General features: G+C 31.7%; 13 protein-coding genes. All 13 read left to right on the top strand.

Translation table 11 applies throughout. From position 1 onward, the window contains the following. Positions 1-60 precede the first annotated feature (60 nt). Complete coding sequence (locus FRIFI_RS12405) at positions 61-3,228, top strand: SpaA isopeptide-forming pilin-related protein (protein WP_166506012.1); 3,168 nt, start codon at positions 61-63, stop codon at positions 3,226-3,228. A 136-nt stretch (positions 3,229-3,364) separates the two neighbouring features. Next, entirely contained in the window at positions 3,365-4,276 is a 912-nt protein-coding gene (locus FRIFI_RS12400; RefSeq protein ID WP_166506011.1) for a bifunctional enoyl-CoA hydratase/phosphate acetyltransferase, read from the top strand. Between the two features lie 364 nt (positions 4,277-4,640). Continuing rightward, positions 4,641-6,563, top strand: a complete 1,923-nt coding sequence (cooS, locus tag FRIFI_RS12395) for an anaerobic carbon-monoxide dehydrogenase catalytic subunit (protein WP_092923564.1) — start codon at positions 4,641-4,643, stop codon at positions 6,561-6,563. Between the two features lie 215 nt (positions 6,564-6,778). Continuing rightward, positions 6,779-7,558: an ATP-binding protein gene (locus FRIFI_RS12390; protein WP_092923567.1), complete on the top strand. Its 780-nt coding sequence runs from the start codon at positions 6,779-6,781 to the stop codon at positions 7,556-7,558. A 136-nt stretch (positions 7,559-7,694) separates the two neighbouring features. Next, on the top strand, positions 7,695-9,371 hold the full coding sequence (locus FRIFI_RS12385) for a formate--tetrahydrofolate ligase (RefSeq protein ID WP_092923570.1): 1,677 nt from the start codon (positions 7,695-7,697) through the stop codon (positions 9,369-9,371). An 87-nt stretch (positions 9,372-9,458) separates the two neighbouring features. Continuing rightward, positions 9,459-10,091, top strand: coding sequence for a cyclodeaminase/cyclohydrolase family protein (locus tag FRIFI_RS12380; RefSeq protein ID WP_092923574.1), 633 nt, complete (start codon positions 9,459-9,461; stop codon positions 10,089-10,091). A gap of 67 nt (positions 10,092-10,158) precedes the next feature. Beyond that, positions 10,159-11,031 (top strand): bifunctional 5,10-methylenetetrahydrofolate dehydrogenase/5,10-methenyltetrahydrofolate cyclohydrolase, encoded by an 873-nt coding sequence (locus FRIFI_RS12375; RefSeq protein ID WP_092923577.1) that lies wholly within the window; start codon positions 10,159-10,161, stop codon positions 11,029-11,031. A gap of 24 nt (positions 11,032-11,055) precedes the next feature. Further along, a complete protein-coding gene (locus FRIFI_RS12370; RefSeq protein WP_166506010.1) occupies positions 11,056-11,733 on the top strand; it encodes a methylenetetrahydrofolate reductase C-terminal domain-containing protein in 678 nt (225 codons plus the stop codon). A 32-nt stretch (positions 11,734-11,765) separates the two neighbouring features. Continuing rightward, complete coding sequence (locus tag FRIFI_RS12365; protein ID WP_166506009.1) at positions 11,766-12,647, top strand: methylenetetrahydrofolate reductase; 882 nt, start codon at positions 11,766-11,768, stop codon at positions 12,645-12,647. A 93-nt stretch (positions 12,648-12,740) separates the two neighbouring features. Further along, a complete protein-coding gene (gene lpdA / locus FRIFI_RS12360) occupies positions 12,741-14,132 on the top strand; it encodes a dihydrolipoyl dehydrogenase (RefSeq protein WP_166506008.1) in 1,392 nt (463 codons plus the stop codon). 60 nt (positions 14,133-14,192) lie between these two features. After that, a complete protein-coding gene (locus FRIFI_RS12355) occupies positions 14,193-14,963 on the top strand; it encodes an ATP-binding protein (protein ID WP_092923588.1) in 771 nt (256 codons plus the stop codon). A gap of 19 nt (positions 14,964-14,982) precedes the next feature. After that, the gene (gene acsD, locus FRIFI_RS12350) at positions 14,983-15,927 is read left to right on the top strand and encodes an acetyl-CoA decarbonylase/synthase complex subunit delta (protein WP_092923591.1); all 945 of its coding nucleotides are present in this window, start codon (positions 14,983-14,985) and stop codon (positions 15,925-15,927) included. A gap of 28 nt (positions 15,928-15,955) precedes the next feature. Then, on the top strand, positions 15,956-17,332 hold the full coding sequence (gene acsC / locus FRIFI_RS12345; protein ID WP_166506007.1) for an acetyl-CoA decarbonylase/synthase complex subunit gamma: 1,377 nt from the start codon (positions 15,956-15,958) through the stop codon (positions 17,330-17,332). The last annotated feature ends 118 nt before the right edge of the window (positions 17,333-17,450 follow it).

Raw genomic sequence — 17,450 nt, 5'->3', positions numbered from 1 at the left:
TATCTTGAATAGTCTTTTTTATTTTAAAATAAAAAGATTTAAAAAGGGTGGTGAAATTTATTGAAAAATAAATACAAGTTAGGAAAAAAAATAATATCGATACTTACGTCAGTACTAATGGTTATAAATGTGTTAATTAATACACATTTTGCGTATGCTGAAGAAGTTAAGACAGATAATCAAGGGGATACAATAGAAGTATCTATAACATGTGATAAAAAAGAGATTGAGCCTGGAGAAAAATTGAATTTTAAACTAGAGTATAAGGCTAAATATGGTCCAGGGAGTATAAAACCAGGTGATACTATAGAATTTGAAATGCCTAGTTGGCTTGAAAGATTTAGCTTTAAATTCCCCCCAGAGCATTTTAAAAGTGTACAAATGGAAGGTAATAAAGTAGTAGCAACTTTTGGGGATGATGTTTATGATGCAATAGGAGGATATGTTAATGTATCAGCATATGCAGATAAAACGGAAGAAGTAGATAATCAGAAGATAGAGGTATGGATTGATGGAAAACCAGTTACTAGCATAGAAATAGCTATAAAACCATCTAATGAAACAGAGCCTATAATAGATAGACAGATTCTTAAAACTATAAATAATTATGACCATGTAGATTCAGATGGAAATACGGTAGGAAATATATATTATCCAGTACTAGGAAAAACTCAACAATATAGAGTATATGTTAATGAGAAATTTTCAAATATATCAAATGCAGTATTAACAGATAATATGCCTGAAGGAATGGAGCTTATACCAAGTTCTGTAAATGTAATTAAAATAGAAAGAGATAGCGCAGAAACAGATGTCACAGATAGCTTAAATATAAGCAAATCATCTAATAGGCTTAGTATAAACTTTGGAAATATTAAAGATAAATATATTGTAACTTATAAGACAAAGATTACTCAAAATTTGAGTTCTTATAAGAATACAGCAGTATTTAATAAAAGCGATGGTAAGTTAAATAGTACTGTTATATTAAAACAAAAAAATGAAGCAAAAGATGTTATAAGTAAGTATAGTTATACCTCTGCTAAAAATTCAGAAGGTAAAAATGTAGCATCTATGAACGAAAATGTAAGATATAGAATAGATATTAATGAAAATAGGTCAAATCTTAAAAATGTAACTTTAAATGACTTTACACCTAAAGGAATGGAACTTTTAAAGGACAGTATAAGTATAGGTAAATACAATAAAGATGAAAGCTTTGAGTGGGTAACAGATCAATTTAAAGATAAAATAAACACTAATAATGGAAATTTAACTATAAATTTTGGAAACGTAGATGATTACTATATTGTTTGTTACGACATGAAGATTACAAATGTTGAAGATTCATACTCAAATACTGCAAAGTTATCATACAATGGAACTAGAAATAGTGTTGATGATACGGTTAAATATGAATACAATGCAGGAGCTATAAATGCTCACAAATCTGTTGATAAGACTAAATTAGAAAAAGATGATGACCAAAGTGTTGTATATTCTATAAACTTTGAGAGTTTTGGTGTATTCCAAAAGGGATATATAGATTTAGTAGATAAATTAGATCCGAACGTAAAGATCGTAAAAGTTGAAGTTCCAGATGCTTTTTCTAGTAAAATAGATAAAGCAAATAATACAGTCAATATTATCAATGATAAGGGACAAATAAATTACAAAGAAAATTTAGAAGTAAAAATATATACTGATTTTAGCAATGTAAAAGATGGAACAACTGTATCAAATATAGCTAAAATAAATGGTAATCCAAGTAATAAAGTTGAAACTAAAAAGGGATATGCTTTTGAAGCTATTAAAGTTGATAGTGAAAATAAGGAAAGTAAGCTTAGTGGAGCTATATTTAATCTAAAAGATTCTAATAAGAAAGTTATAGGAAAATTAACTAGTGATGAGAATGGATTAATTAAATCAGATGTAGATAATGTAGGAACATATTATTTACAAGAAGTAAAAGCTCCAGAGGGATATTCAGTAGATGGAAAAGACATAAAGTTTACTATAGAAAAAAGTGATATAGGAACTGTTAAAAATATAGGAACTATAACAAATGAGAAAACAAATGGAGAAGTAGAAATAAAGAAAGTAGATAAAGATAATACAAGTAAAGTGTTACCAGGAACAGAGTTTGAAATACAAACACAAGATGGGCAAAAGGTAACAACGATAATAACTGGAAAGGACGGAATAGCAAGAGCAAGTCTAAAGCCAGGAAAGTATAAAGCAGTAGAAACAAAAGCATCCAAAGGATATATATTAACAAATGAAGTACAAAACTTCGAAATAAAGTTTAATCAAAAGGAAGATGCAAAATTAGTATTTGAAAATGAGAAGCAAGAAATTCCTACTGAAAAAATTAACAATAAGTTAAATGAATCAGAGAATAAATCAAGTGGAGAAGTAGAAATAAAGAAAGTAGATAAAGATGATACAAGTAAGGTGTTACCAGGGACAGAGTTCGAAATCCAAACACAAGATGGGAAAAAGGTGACAACGATAATAACTGGAGAAGACGGTATAGCAAGAGCAACTTTAAAGCCGGGAGAATATAGAGCAGTAGAAACAAAAGCATCAGAAGGATATGTATTAACAAATGAAGTACAAAATTTTGAGATAAAGCCTAATCAAAAAGAAAATATAAAATTAGTTTTTGAAAATAAGAGGGAAGAATTGCCTGTAAAAGATACTAATAATAAGCAAAGTGAATCAGAAGATAAATATAATAATGATAATAAAGTAGTAGATGAAAAAACAAATGGAGAAGTAGAAATAAAGGAAGTTGATAAAGACAATCCAAGTAAAATGTTGCCAGGAACAGAGTTTGAAATCCAAACACAAGATGGAAAAAATGTGACAACAACAACAACTGGAAAAGACGGAACAGCTACAGTAAGTCTAGAACCAGGCAAGTATAAAGCAGTAGAAACAAAATCATCAGAAGGGTACCCATTAACAAATGAAGTACAAAATTTTGAGATAAAGCCTAATCAAAAAGAAAATGTAAAATTAGTTTTTGAAAATGAGAAAGATGAAGTGTCTGAAAAAAATACTAATAGCAAGACAAAGGAATTAGAGCATAAATATAATAATGATAATAAAGTATTAGATAAAACTACTAATACTCCTAAAACAGGAGAAGAATCTATAATAGGATATATTGCATTAGTTATATTAGCTTTAGTGGGGATTGTATTTATAAACAAGAGAAAGTAAATAAAAAAATAGTATTAGTGTATTATGCTAATACTATTTTTTTAATTTTATAGAATATTTAGACTATACTACTAGAAAACTATTTTAGTACTAAATGTGATATTATTTAAATATATATAACAAGGGGGAGTATGAGATGATAAAAGATTTACACGATATGTTAGACAAACTAAAGCAAGAAGAAAAAGTAATACTTTCAGTTGCAGCAGCAGAAGATAGAGAAGTTTTATTAGCTATAAAGGATGCAGTTAATAAAGAAGTTATACAACCTATATTAGTAGGACAAGCAGATAAAATAAAGTCTATATCAAATGACATAAACTTTGAGTTAGAAGGTATAACTATAATAGACTCGCCAAGTATAGAAGAAAGTGCAAAGATTGCCGTAGAGTTAGTGTCTAAACAAGAAGCTGATTTTGTTATGAAGGGATTACTTGATACATCAATACTATTAAAGTCAGTGCTCAATAAAGAGTATGGACTTAGAACAGAGAGTTTACTTAGTCATGTAATGATATATCAACTTGAAAACTACCATAAGCTTTTAATATTAACAGATGGCGGAATGAACATATCTCCAGATTATGAACAAAAAGAAAAAATACTAAAAAATGCAATACAAGCGGCAAAATGTTTAGGTGTGGATGAGATAAAGGTAGCATGTTTAGCAGCAAAAGAAAAAGTAAATCCAAAAATGCAAGCTACAGTAGATGCTAGACTATTACAAGAAGCTTGTAAAGAAGGTAAATTTGGAGAAGGTGTTATAGTTGAAGGTCCACTTGCGTTTGATTTAGCTATATCAAAAGAATCAAGTGAAATAAAAGGATTTAAAAGTGAAGTAAGTGGAGATACAGATATATTACTAGTTCCAAATATTGAAGTTGGAAATGGAATAGGAAAATCATTTACATATATGGCAAATGCGAAATCAGCAGGAATTATAATGGGAGCAAAAGCCCCAGTAGTATTGGTATCAAGAGCAGATAGTCATGAATCTAAGTTATATTCTATAGCATATGGAGCGCTTATTGCCAAGAGCATGAAATAATATATACAAATAATGCAAACAATACTATAATATAAATAGGTAAACGTTTTACAAAAATGATTTAAATTAATAAAAATGATTTAAATTAATAAAAATTTTAAATTAATATATAGTTTTCAAGAAATAATATTTGGAAAATATAAAATATACTTCTTATATAAAGTTTTATATAAGAAGTATATTTTATATAAAAAAATAACTTATATTGAGCAAACTAATTTTGTTAAAAAAATATTTAAAAGAATACCAAATTAACAAAATTTAGTATATAATCAAATTAGGGAATCAATAACTTTAGTCTTACAATGGACATAATTTTTTATCACCTCTAGGATTAAAAATCAAGGAAAAAGGGGATAGGAATATGGATAAAAAAATGATGACTATCGATTTGAACAGTCAAGCTATGTTAGATAAGGCTGCAAAAGATGGTGTAGAAACTATGTATGATAGAAAGCTTTCTATGAAGGCTCAATGTGGATTTGGTCTTCAAGGAACTTGTTGTAGAATATGTGCAGCTGGACCTTGTAGAATAACTCCTAAAACTCCACTTGGATTATGTGGAGCTGATGAGCATGTAATAGTAGGTAGAAACTTTGCTAGAATGGTTGCAGCGGGGACTGCAGCTCACTCTGATCATGCAAGGGGTATAGCTCATACATTATCTTTATCTAGCAGAGATGGAAACTACACTATAAAAGATGAAGTTAAATTAGTTAATTTAGCTAAAGAATGGGGAGTAGAGACTGAAGATCGAGATATATATGATATAGCTCATGAAGTTGCAGATATAGCTTTAATGGAGTTTGGTAAACCACATGGAGTATTAAACTTCTTAAGTCGTGCTCCAAAGCAAAGACAAGAAATATGGAAAAGATACGCAATAGAACCAAGAGCTATAGATAGAGAAATAGCCACAATAATGCACTCAACTCATATGGGATGTACAGCTGATATAGATAGTTTAATAAACTTATCAATGAGAACTTCATTATCAGATGGATGGGGTGGATCAATGATAGGAACTATATTCAGTGATATACTATTCGGAACACCAACAGTTAGACAATCAGAAGCAAATCTAGGAGTATTAGAAGATAATAAAGTAAACATAATATTACATGGACATGAACCATCATTATCAGAGATGATAGTTTTAGCATCTGAAGATCCAGAATTAGTAGCATTAGCTAAAGAAATGGGAGCAGATGGAATAAACTTAGCTGGTATGTGTTGTACTGGTAATGAGGTTACAATGAGACATGGTGTAAGAACTGCAGGAGACTTCCACCAACAAGAGTTAGCTATCGTAACAGGTGCTGTAGAAGCAATGATAGTTGACGTTCAATGTATATTCCCTGCATTAGCAAAAGTCGCAGAATGTTATCACACTAAATTCATAACAACATCTCCAAAGGCAAAAATAGCAGGATCAACTTATATAGAATTCACAGAAGAAACAGCTCTTGATGATGCCAAGAGAATAGTAAGAGAAGCTATACTAAACTTCAAAAATAGAGATAAAGAAAAAGTTGAAATACCACAGTTAAAATCTTCAACAACTGTAGGATTCAGTGAACAAGCAATAATAGGTCAATTAGATAGAGTTGTAAACTCTCAAATAGATCAAGCGGGAACTGTTAAACCATTAGTAGACTGCTTAAAATCAGGAGTATTAAGAGGGGTAGTTGGTGTTGTTGGATGTAACAATGCAAGAAGTACTTCAAATAAAGCTCATGTTACTATAATGAAAGAATTAATTAAAAACGATATACTTGTAGTTACTACAGGTTGTGGTGCTTCAGCTGCTGGTAAATTTGGACTATTAACTAAAGAAGCTAGAAGTATGGCTAGTAAGGGGCTTGCAACAGTTTGTGAGTTAGTTGATATACCTCCAGTAATACACTTAGGTTCTTGTGTTGACTGTAGTCGTATATTATCTGTAGTGTCAGAAGTTGCTAAGTTCTTAGATATGGATATGTGTGATATTCCAGTAGCAGGTGTAGCACCAGAATGGATGTCAGAAAAAGCTGTTGCTATAGGTACTTATGTTGTAGCATCAGGGATAGATACATACTTAGGAATTATGCCTCCAGTTGCTGGTTCTGACAAAACTGTTGAGATATTGACTCAAACATTACAAGATTCAGTAGGAGCTACATTCAAGGTAAATGAAAATCCTGAAGAATTAGCTCAAATGATAATACAAGATATAGAAAAGAAACGTGTTCATTTTGAAAAATTAGTAGAAGAAAAAATGAATGAAGAAGCTACTGTTGAAGCTTAATAATGCAAAATAAGTAATAATTATTTATTAGTCTAAAAACGATAAGTGGATATAAATATAACAAATATCTACTTATCGTTTAATATAAATAAAAGACTAAAAATAATTAAATTTAAATAAATGTAGACATACAAAGGGATTGACCAGATTTAAATAAAGAAAAACAGAAATAAACATTAAAAAATAAAGTAACTAATGACAAAAGGTGGTATAATATGAAAATAGCAATAACAGGTAAGGGCGGAGTAGGTAAAACAACTTTTTCTTCAATGCTATCTAGAATGTTTGCAGAAGATGGATATAGAGTACTAGCAGTTGATGCTGATCCAGATGCAAACTTAGCTTTAGCACTAGGATTTCCAAGAGAAGTCTATGAGTCAATAGTTCCAATCTCAGAAATGAAAAAACTTGTTTCAGATAGGACTGCTGCATCAGTAGGATCATTTGGAAAAATGTTTAAAATGAATCCTAAGGTAGATGACATACCAGAAAATTTATGTAAAGAACATAATGGAGTAAGGCTACTTACATTAGGAACAGTAGATTCTGGTGGTAGTGGATGTGTTTGTCCAGAACATGTACTACTAAAAAGGCTATGTTCACACTTAATATTACAAAATAAAGATGTAGTTGTTATGGATATGGAAGCAGGTATTGAACATTTAGGGAGAGGAACAGCTGAAAGTGTAGATGCATTTATAGTAGTTGTTGAGCCTGGAGAAAGAAGTCTTCAGACCTATAGAAAAGTAAAAAAGCTAGGACAAGATATAGGAGTTAAAAAAGTATTTGTCGTAGGAAATAAAATTAGAAATAAAGAAGACGAGGAATTCATAATCTCTAACCTAGAGGATGGGGAACCATTAGGATTTATATACTATAACCAAGATGTTATAGACGCAGATAGATCAAACAAATCTCCATATGACACAAGTGAAGAGACTAAAAATCAGATAAAAGCAATTAAAAACCATCTAGTTAAATTGCAAAATATATAACTGAAATGTCAAAAATCTAACTTTTAAGTGTCATAATAATTATGTTAAACACTATATGTATTTAAAACCATTAACTTTGTGGTATACATACATAGTGAAATATAAAATTATTAAATTTGTAGGAGGAGATTGAGTAATGGGATTTAAATCAGATATAGAAATAGCACAAGAAGCTAAGCCACAAGATATAAGAGAGATAGCTAAAAAATTAAATTTATCAGAAGATGATATAGAACTATATGGTAAATACAAAGCTAAAGTAGATTACAACTTATTAAAAAGAGACAATGGTGGGAAAAAAGCTAAATTAATATTAACTACAGCTATAAACCCAACTCCAGCAGGAGAAGGAAAAACTACTACAACTATAGGTGTAGCTGATGGATTAGCTAAATTAGGAGAAAATGTATTAGTTGCATTAAGAGAGCCTTCTTTAGGACCTGTATTTGGTGTTAAAGGTGGAGCAGCTGGTGGAGGATATGCGCAAGTTGTTCCTATGGAAGATATAAACTTACACTTTACAGGAGATTTCCATGCAATAGGAGCTGCGAATAACTTATTAGCTGCTATGCTTGATAATCACATCCACCAAGGAAATGAATTAGGAATAGACTCTAGAAGCATAACTTGGAGAAGATGTGTTGATATGAACGATAGACAACTAAGAAATGTTGTTGACGGTTTAGGATCAAGAGGTGATGGTGTAGCTAGAGAAGATGGATTTGATATAACAGTTGCTTCAGAAGTAATGGCTGCTTTCTGTTTAGCAAGTGATATAGTTGATTTAAAAGCTAGATTAGGAAGAATAATAGTTGGATACAACTTTAATGGAGATCCTGTAACTGCTGAGCAATTAAAAGCTAATGGAGCTATGGCTGCATTATTAAAAGATGCATTAAAGCCAAATTTAGTTCAAACATTAGAAGGAACACCTGCATTTGTACATGGTGGACCATTTGCTAATATAGCTCATGGTTGTAACTCTGTTATAGCTACAAGAATGGCTATGCACTTTGCTGACTATGTAGTAACAGAGGGAGGATTTGGTGCTGACTTAGGTGCTGAAAAATTCTTAGATATAAAATGTAGAATGGCTAACTTAAAGCCAGATGCTGTTATAATAGTTGCTACAGTAAGAGCATTAAAATATAACGGTGGAGTACCAAAAGATCAATTAAATAATGAAAACTTAGAAGCTTTAGAAAGAGGAATTCCAAACTTATTAAAGCATGTTGAAAATATAACTCAAGTATTTAAATTACCAGCAGTAGTGGCTATAAATGAATTCCCAACTGATACAGAAGCAGAAGTTAACTTAGTAAGAGCTAAATGCCAAGAACTAGGTGTTAACGTTGCATTATCTCAAGTATGGGCAAAAGGTGGAGAAGGTGGAATTGAGCTAGCTAAAGAAGTTATAAGATTAACTAGCGAGCCAAATGAATTTGAATTCTGCTATGAAGATGATTTATCAATAGAAGAAAAAATAAATGCTATAGCTACTAAGATATATGGAGCTGATGGTGTAGATTTTACTCCACAAGCTCAAAAAGAATTAGCAAAATTAGAAAAAATAGGATGCGGAAAAATGCCAATATGTATGGCTAAAACTCAATATTCTTTAACTGATGATCAGACTAAGTTAGGAAGACCAACAGGATTTAGAATAACAGTTAGACAATTAACAGTATCAGCAGGTGCTGGATTTATAGTTGCTTTAACTGGGCAGATAATGAAGATGCCAGGACTTCCAAAAGTTCCAGCAGCTGAAAGAATAGATGTTGATGAAAATGGAGTAATCTCAGGATTATTCTAATAAAGGAGAATGAAACAGTAGAGTATGACTATAGTCATACCCTACTGATTACATATAAAAACCTTAGATGATTCAAGGGGGAAGAAAATGAAAATATCAGAAAAAACTTGTGTTGAATTTGTAGAAGTTTTAGCTTCTAAATCAGCAGTACCTGGAGGAGGAGGAGCAGCTAGTCTAGTTGGAGCTATAGGAATGGCTTTAGGTAGCATGGTTTGTAACTTAACAATAGGTAAGAAAAAATATGCTGAATATGAAGAAAGCATAAAAGAAATCTTAGCTAAAGCAGGAGATATAGAAAAGAAATTATTAAGCATGATAGATGAAGATGCAGAAAACTTCTTACCTCTTTCAAAAGCTTACGGTCTTCCTACATCAACTGAGGAAGAAAAGAAGATAAAAGAAGAAACAATGGAGAAAGCTTTAAAGGTAGCTTGCGAAGTTCCAATAAATATAGTAAGAGTATGCTTTGATGCAATAAAATTACATGAAGATTTAGTAGATAAAGGTTCAAGACTTGCAATAAGTGATGTAGGTGTTGGAGTACAATGTTTAAGAGCTGCTATACTTAGTGGCCAATTAAATGTAGTAATAAATATTAATTCAATAAAAGACGAAGAATATGTAGCTAAAGTTAAAAATGAAGTTGATACTTTAGTTGAAGAAGGCGTAAAGATATGTGATGAAGTTTACGCTAAAGTTGAAAAAGCATTAGGTAAGTAATTATTTAAATAGAAATCAAGAATTACATAAAGTATATAAATATAAATTAATAGGGGGAATTGGATCCATGGAAACAACTATAACAAAAGGACAAATAATAAAAGGAAAGCCAGTTGCTGACCAAATAAGTGAAAACTTAATAAAAGAAGTTAATGAATTAGTTAAAGAGGGTATAAATCCTAAGTTAGCTATATTAAGGGTAGGTGCAAATGGAAGTGACTTAGCTTACGAAAGAGGAGCATTAAAAAGATGTGAAAGCATAGGAATACAAACTCAAGTTGTTGAATTACCAGAAGATGTAACTCAAGAAGAATACATAAAAACATTAAAGGGATTAAATGAAGATAAAAATGTTAATGGTATATTATGCTTTAGACCTCTTCCAAAGCAATTAGATGAAGAAGCTATAAAGTACATAATATCTCCAGAAAAAGACGTAGATAGTTTCAGCCCAATAAACTCTGCTAAAGTTATGGAAGGAGATAAAACTGGATTCCCTCCATGTACACCAACTGCAGTAGTTGAAATATTAAAGCACTATGGTGTTGAATTAAGTGGATCTAAGGTAGCTGTATTAGGTAGATCAATGGTTGTTGGAAAGCCTGCTGCAATGCTTTTATTAAATGAAAATGCAACAGTTACTATATGCCATTCAAGAACTAAAGATTTAGCTAAAGTAACTTCTGAAGCTGATGTATTAGTTGCTGCTGTTGGTAGAGCGAGAATGGTTAAAGAAGATTTCGTTAAAGAAGGAGCAGTTGTTATAGATGTTGGTATAAACGTAGATGCAGAAGGAAACTTATGTGGAGATGTTGATACTAACGCAGTACTTGATAAAGTATCTATGATAACTCCAGTTCCAGCAGGAGTAGGTTCTGTAACTACATCTATACTTGCTAAGCATGTAGTTAAAGCTTGTAAGTTACAAAACAACAAATAAGATAAGTTTTTAGGGGGAATAGAGATGATAGTTTCTGAAAATAAATCAATGCAAGAAATTTTAGGATTCTTAAAGAAAGCTCAAAAAGTTGTTATAGTTGGATGTAATGAATGTGCAGCTACTTGTAAAAGTGGTGGAGAAGAAGAAGTTTTAAAAATGAAAGAAGCTTTAGAGTCAGAAGGAAAAACTGTTTTAGGATACACTTTACTAGAACCTGCATGTAATCTTTTAAAATCTAAAAAGGATTTAAAAGTATTAAAAGAAGAATTAAAAGAAGCTGATGCTGTTTTATCTATGGCTTGTGGAGATGGAACTCAAACCATAGTTAAAAATATAAATAAATTACCAGTATATCCAGCAAATAACACTATGTTTATCGGGGAAACAAAGAGAGTTGGAGAATTCGAAGAGTCTTGTAAGGCTTGTGGAGAATGTGAACTTGGATGGACTGGAGGAATATGTCCAGTAACTGTATGTGCTAAGGGATTAATAAATGGTGCATGTGGTGGAGCTAAAAATGGAAAATGCGAAGTTAGCCCAGAAAATGATTGTGCTTGGATAATGATATATGAAAAGTTAAAGGAATTAGATCAATTAGAAAATATGGTTGAGATGAGACCAATGAAGGATTATTCAAAGCAAAACAATCCAAGACACTTAAACTTAAAGAAAAAAGAAGAAGAAGCTTCAGCTGAGGCTTAGATCGTTTAAAAGGTTAAAAGGGGGATTTTTTCATGAGCTTATTAAGAGAAACATTAGAAAGTGGGAAGTTTGCAGTAACAACTGAAATGGCACCACCAAAAGGTACAGATCTTTCTCACTTAATAGAGTGTGCAAAACCATTAGTAGGAAGAGTTCACGCTGCAAATGTAACAGACTTCCAATCTGCAGTTATGAGAACTACTTCGCTTGCTACATGTAAATTATTAAAAGATGTAGGATTAGAACCAGTAATACAAATGACTGGTAGAGATAGAAATAGAATAGCAATACAAGGAGAAATGTTATCTGCTGGTGTATTTGGAATAAACAATATGTTAGCTTTAACAGGAGACCATACAGTAGTTGGAGATCATCCACAAGCTAAAGGAGTATTTGATTTAGATGCTGTTGGTATACTTCAAACTGCTGAAACTTTAATGAAGGGTACTGACTTAGTTGGTAACGCATTAAAAGGATCACCAGAATTTTTCTTAGGAGCTTCTGTTACTCCAGAATATGCTCCAATAGAAGTACAATTATTAAAAATGCAAAAGAAAATAAATGCTGGAGCTAAGTTCTTCCAAACTCAAGCTGTATATGATATAGAACATATGAGAGAGTTTAGAAAGTTAACTAGAGATATGGATTGTAAGGTATTAGCTGGTATAGTACCTTTAAAATCTCCAGGAATGGCTAAGTTTATGACTGCTAATGTTCCTGGTATATTTGTTCCAGATGATCAAATAGAAAGATTAAGAGCTGCAGGAAAAGAAAATTGGGTATCAGAAGGTATAAAGATGGCTGGAGAGTTCATAAGACAATTAAAAGAAGAAGATTTATGTGATGGTGTTCACATAATGGCTATAGGAGCAGAAGAAAATGTTCCAGCTATATTAGATGCTGCAGGTTTATAATATATAGATAAATAGCTATGTTGCTTAAGTTTTCTAACTTAAGTAACATAGTATAAATAGATTTTATTAACGGATATAAATGGGGGAAAAAATATGAAAATAGCAGTTGTAGGTGGTGGACCAGGAGGATACGTTGCTGCAATAAAGGCAGCTATGCTTGGTGCTGAAGTAACAGTAATAGAGAAAAAGAGAGTTGGAGGAACTTGCTTAAATGTAGGGTGTATACCAACTAAAGCATTATTAGCATCTTCTTCTATGTTAATGAATATAAAAGAAGCTAAAGATTATGGAATAAATATAGATGGTGAAATCAATGCAGATTTCAAAGCTATAATGGGAAGAAAAGATAAAATAGTAAACCAATTAATAGGTGGTATAGAATTTTTATTTGAAAAAAGAGGAGTTAACTTAGTTAATGGATTCGGAAAATTAGTAGATAAAAATACTATAGAAGTTACTAAAGAAGATGGAAGCTCAGAAATAGTTAAGGCTGATAAAATAATATTAGCTAACGGTTCTGTTCCAGTAGTTTTACCAATGTTCCCATATGATAAAAAGAGAGTTATAACTAGTGACGAAGTACTAGGACTTGAAGAATTACCAGAGTCTATGTTAATCGTTGGTGGTGGAGTTATAGGTTGTGAAATAGGTCAATTCTTAAGAGCTTTAGGAACTGAAGTAACTATAGTTCAAAGAGGAGATCAAATATTACCTTTTGAGGATAAAGATGTAGCAAAACAGTTGCAGAGACAGTTTAAAAAGGATAAAATTAAAGTGTTAACAGATAGTGGAGTAGAGAAATGTGAAGTTGTAGAAGATGGGGTTATATCTACACTTTCAAATGGAAAAGAGATAAAAACACAATATGTTTTAATGGCAATAGGTAGAAAACCAAATCTTGAAGGTTCTGGAATAGAGGAAATAGGTATAGAGCTTAATAGAGGTAAGATTGTAGTAGATGAAAACTTACAAACTAATATAGAAGGTATATATGCAATAGGTGATTTAATAGATACACCATTCTTAGCACATGTTGCTTCTAAAGAGGGTATAGTAGCTGTGGAAAACGCTTTAGGCAAATCTAAAACTGTTGATTATACAGCAGTTCCAAGATGTGTATATACAGAGCCAGAGCTAGCTGCTGTTGGGAAAACAGAAAGACAATTAGAAGAACAAGGTATAGAATATCATGTTGGTAAGTTTGAATTTAGAGGATTAGGTAAAGCTCAAGCTATGGGTCACTTCCAAGGATTTATAAAGGTTCTTGCAGATAAAGAAGACAAAATAGTTGGAGCATCTATAGTAGGTCCTCATGCTACAGACCTATTAACAGAATTATCTCTTGCAGTACACTTAGGATTAACAGTAGAGCAAGTAGGAGATGTTATACATGCACATCCAACATTATCAGAAGGGTTAATGGAAGCTCTTCATGATGTACATGGAGAATGTGTTCATGCAGCTCCTAAATTAGCAAAAGCATAAGATAAAAACAGAGTAAAGGGGAAAAGCTCTGTTTTGACAAATAAAGGGGGAAATCTTGGTATGGGATATAACATAGCAGTAGCAGGAAAAGGTGGAACTGGTAAGACTAGTCTTACAGGGCTTTTAATTAATAATTTAGTAAGTAATAAAAAAGGACCAGTATTAGTTGTAGATGCAGATGCTAATGCTAACATAAATGAAGTATTAGGTATAGATGTTGAAGATACGATAGGGTCTATAAGAGAAGAAGTAAATCAAAGGGAAAAACAAGGTAATGCTTTTCCAGGAGGAATGACTAAGGCTCAATATTTACAATATAGATTAAATACTTGTATGTCAGAAGGCGAAGGATATGACTTAATAGTAATGGGAAGATCTGAGGGTGAAGGTTGTTATTGTTATGTTAATGGGATATTAAGAGAGCAAACAGACAAACTAGCAGATTCTTACGAATATTTAGTTATAGATAACGAAGCTGGAATGGAACATTTAAGTAGAAAAACTACTAAGCACATAGACAAATTGCTATTAGTTAGTGATTGTTCTAGACGTAGTGTTCAAGCTGTTGCTAGAATAAGAGATTTAGCTAGGGAATTAAAGCTAAGTGTTTCAGATATATATTTAATTGTAAATAAAGTTCCAAATGGAATATTAAATGATGGGATAAAAGAGGAAATTGAAAAGCATAATCTAAGTCTTATAGGTGTAGTACCTATGGATGAAATGATATATGAATATGATTCTAATGGTATACCTTTAGTAGAATTACCAAAAGAATCAAAAGCTAAAGTTGCTATAAATGATATAGTAACTAAATTAGAATTAAAATAGGCTTAAGGGGGAGTAAACTATGGCATTCAAGATGTCTGTTCAAAAGTATTCTGGTAAAATATCAGAAGTAGAAATAGGGACAGGAGAAAAAGCGATAAAAATAGGTGGAGAGAATATTCTACCATTTTATAACTTCGATGGGAATGGTGGAAATACTCAAAAAATAGGAATAGAAATAACTGACATATATCCAGAAGGATGGAGCGATGCTTTTAAAGAAATGTATAAAGATGTTTGTGATTGTCCAGTTAAGTGGGCTAAGCATGTAGAAGAAAATACAAAAGCAGACTTTATATGCTTAAAGCTTGAAAGTGCAGATCCAAATGGATTAGATAAAACTCCAGAAGAGTGTGCTGAGGTAGCTAAAAAAGTTGTTGAGGCTGTTAGTGTACCAGTAATTATAGCTGGATGTGGAAACCATGAAAAGGATGCTAAGTTATTTGAAAAAGTAGCGCAAGCAGTAGATGGGCATAATTGTTTATTCTTATCAGCTACAGAAGACAACTACAAGGCAGTAGGGGCTGCGGCTAGTATGGCTTATAGTCATAAAGTGTCTGCTGAGTCTTCAGTTGATATAAACCTAGCTAAACAATTAAACGTATTATTAGGACAATTAGGCGTTAAATCTGAAAATATAGTTATGAACATAGGTTCATCAGCTGTAGGATATGGATATGAGTATGTTGCATCAACTATGGACAGAATCAGACTTGCTGCATTTGGTCAAAATGATAAAACATTACAAATGCCAATAATAACTCCAGTTTCAAAAGAAACTTGGAATGTTAAAGAATCTATAGCAAGTGTTGAAGATGAACCAGCTTGGGGATGTGTAGAAAAAAGAGGTATAGCAATGGAAATATCAACTGCTGCAAGTGCATTAGTTGGTGGATCAAATGCAGTTATACTTCGCCATCCAGAGTCAGTAGAAACTATAAAAGAATTAGTTAGCGCATTAGCTTAATAAATTGTAAGGTTAGGGGGAAAAAATCATGGCATTAAAAGCTTTAGATATATTCAAATTAACACCAAAGAAAAACTGTAAGGACTGTGGATTTCCAACTTGTATGGCTTTCTGTATGAAAGTTGCATCAGGAGCAGTAGAGGTAGAAAAGTGTCCACATATGTCTGATGAGGCATTAGCAAAATTATCAGAAGCAACTGCACCATTAATGAGAGGTGTAAAAGTTGGAGCTGGAAATTCTGAATATGAATTAGGAGCAGAAACTGTATTATTTAGACATGAAAAAACATTAGTAAATAGAAATAGATTTGCAGTAGCATTCTGTGAATGTATGACTGATGAGCAAGTAGATGCAAAACTTGCTAACATGAAAGCTGTTGACTACGTAAGAATAGGTGAAGAAATGAGAGTTGAAATGGCTCTAATAGAATACTTTGAAAATAAAGAAGGATTCTTAAGGGTAGTTAACAGAGTTAAAGATAGCGGATTAGATTTAGCTTACATATTAGTATGTGAAGATGCTGAAGTTGCTAAAGAAGCTGTTGAAATATTAAAAGATAAAAAACCAGTAGTATACGGAGCTACTAAAGACAACTATCAAGCTATGATAGATGTAGTTAAAGGAGATAAGTTAGCTTTAGGTGTTAAAGCATCTAGTTTAGAGGAATTGTACTCTACAGTAGAAGCTATACAAGCTGCAGGATATAGAGAATTAATATTAGATGTAACAGGAGAAAATATAAAAGATACATTTACAAATGCTGTTCAAGTTAGAAGAATAGCATTAAAAGAACAAGACAGAACATTCGGATACCCATCAATAGTATTTGCAAATAAATTAGCTAAAGAAAATCCTAATATGGAAGTTGCTTTATCATCTGTATTCACAGTTAAATACGGTTCTATAATCGTAATAGATGATATAGACTATTCTAAAGCATTACCATTATTTGCTCTAAGACAAAACATATTCACTGACCCACAAAAACCAATGAGAGTTGAAACAAAAGTTTATCCAATAAATAATCCAGATAAGAATTCTCCAGTAATAGTTACTGTTGACTTCGCTTTAACTTATTTCATAGTATCGGGAGATGTAGAAAGATCTAAAGTTCCTGTACATTTAGCTATCCCAGATGCTGGAGGGTACTCAGTATTAACAGCTTGGTCTGCTGGTAAGTTTAGTGGAAGTTCTATAGCTAACTTCATAAAAGAATCTAATGTAGCAGAAATTACTGATAATAGAGATTTAATAATACCAGGTAAGGTTGCAGTTCTTAAGGGAGATATAGAAGAGGCATTACCAGGATGGAATGTAGTTATAGGACCTGAAGAATCTATGGAATTACCAAAGTTCTTAAAAGAATACAAAGCTAAGAAAGATGAAGCTTTAGCTAACGCGTAATATTAAAATCAATAACATATGCTAGTCAATGAACTACATATACTCAAATAGAGGTATATAGTGAATTGGCTAGTATAAAATTTAACGAAAAAGACTTTTAGAGTCTAATTAAGGGGGA

Source organism: Romboutsia hominis (assembly GCF_900002575.1).
In the GTDB taxonomy this organism is placed as follows: domain Bacteria; phylum Bacillota; class Clostridia; order Peptostreptococcales; family Peptostreptococcaceae; genus Romboutsia_C; species Romboutsia_C hominis.
Note: the sequence above shows the minus strand (reverse complement) of the source record. Positions and strands in the feature narration are given on the sequence as shown.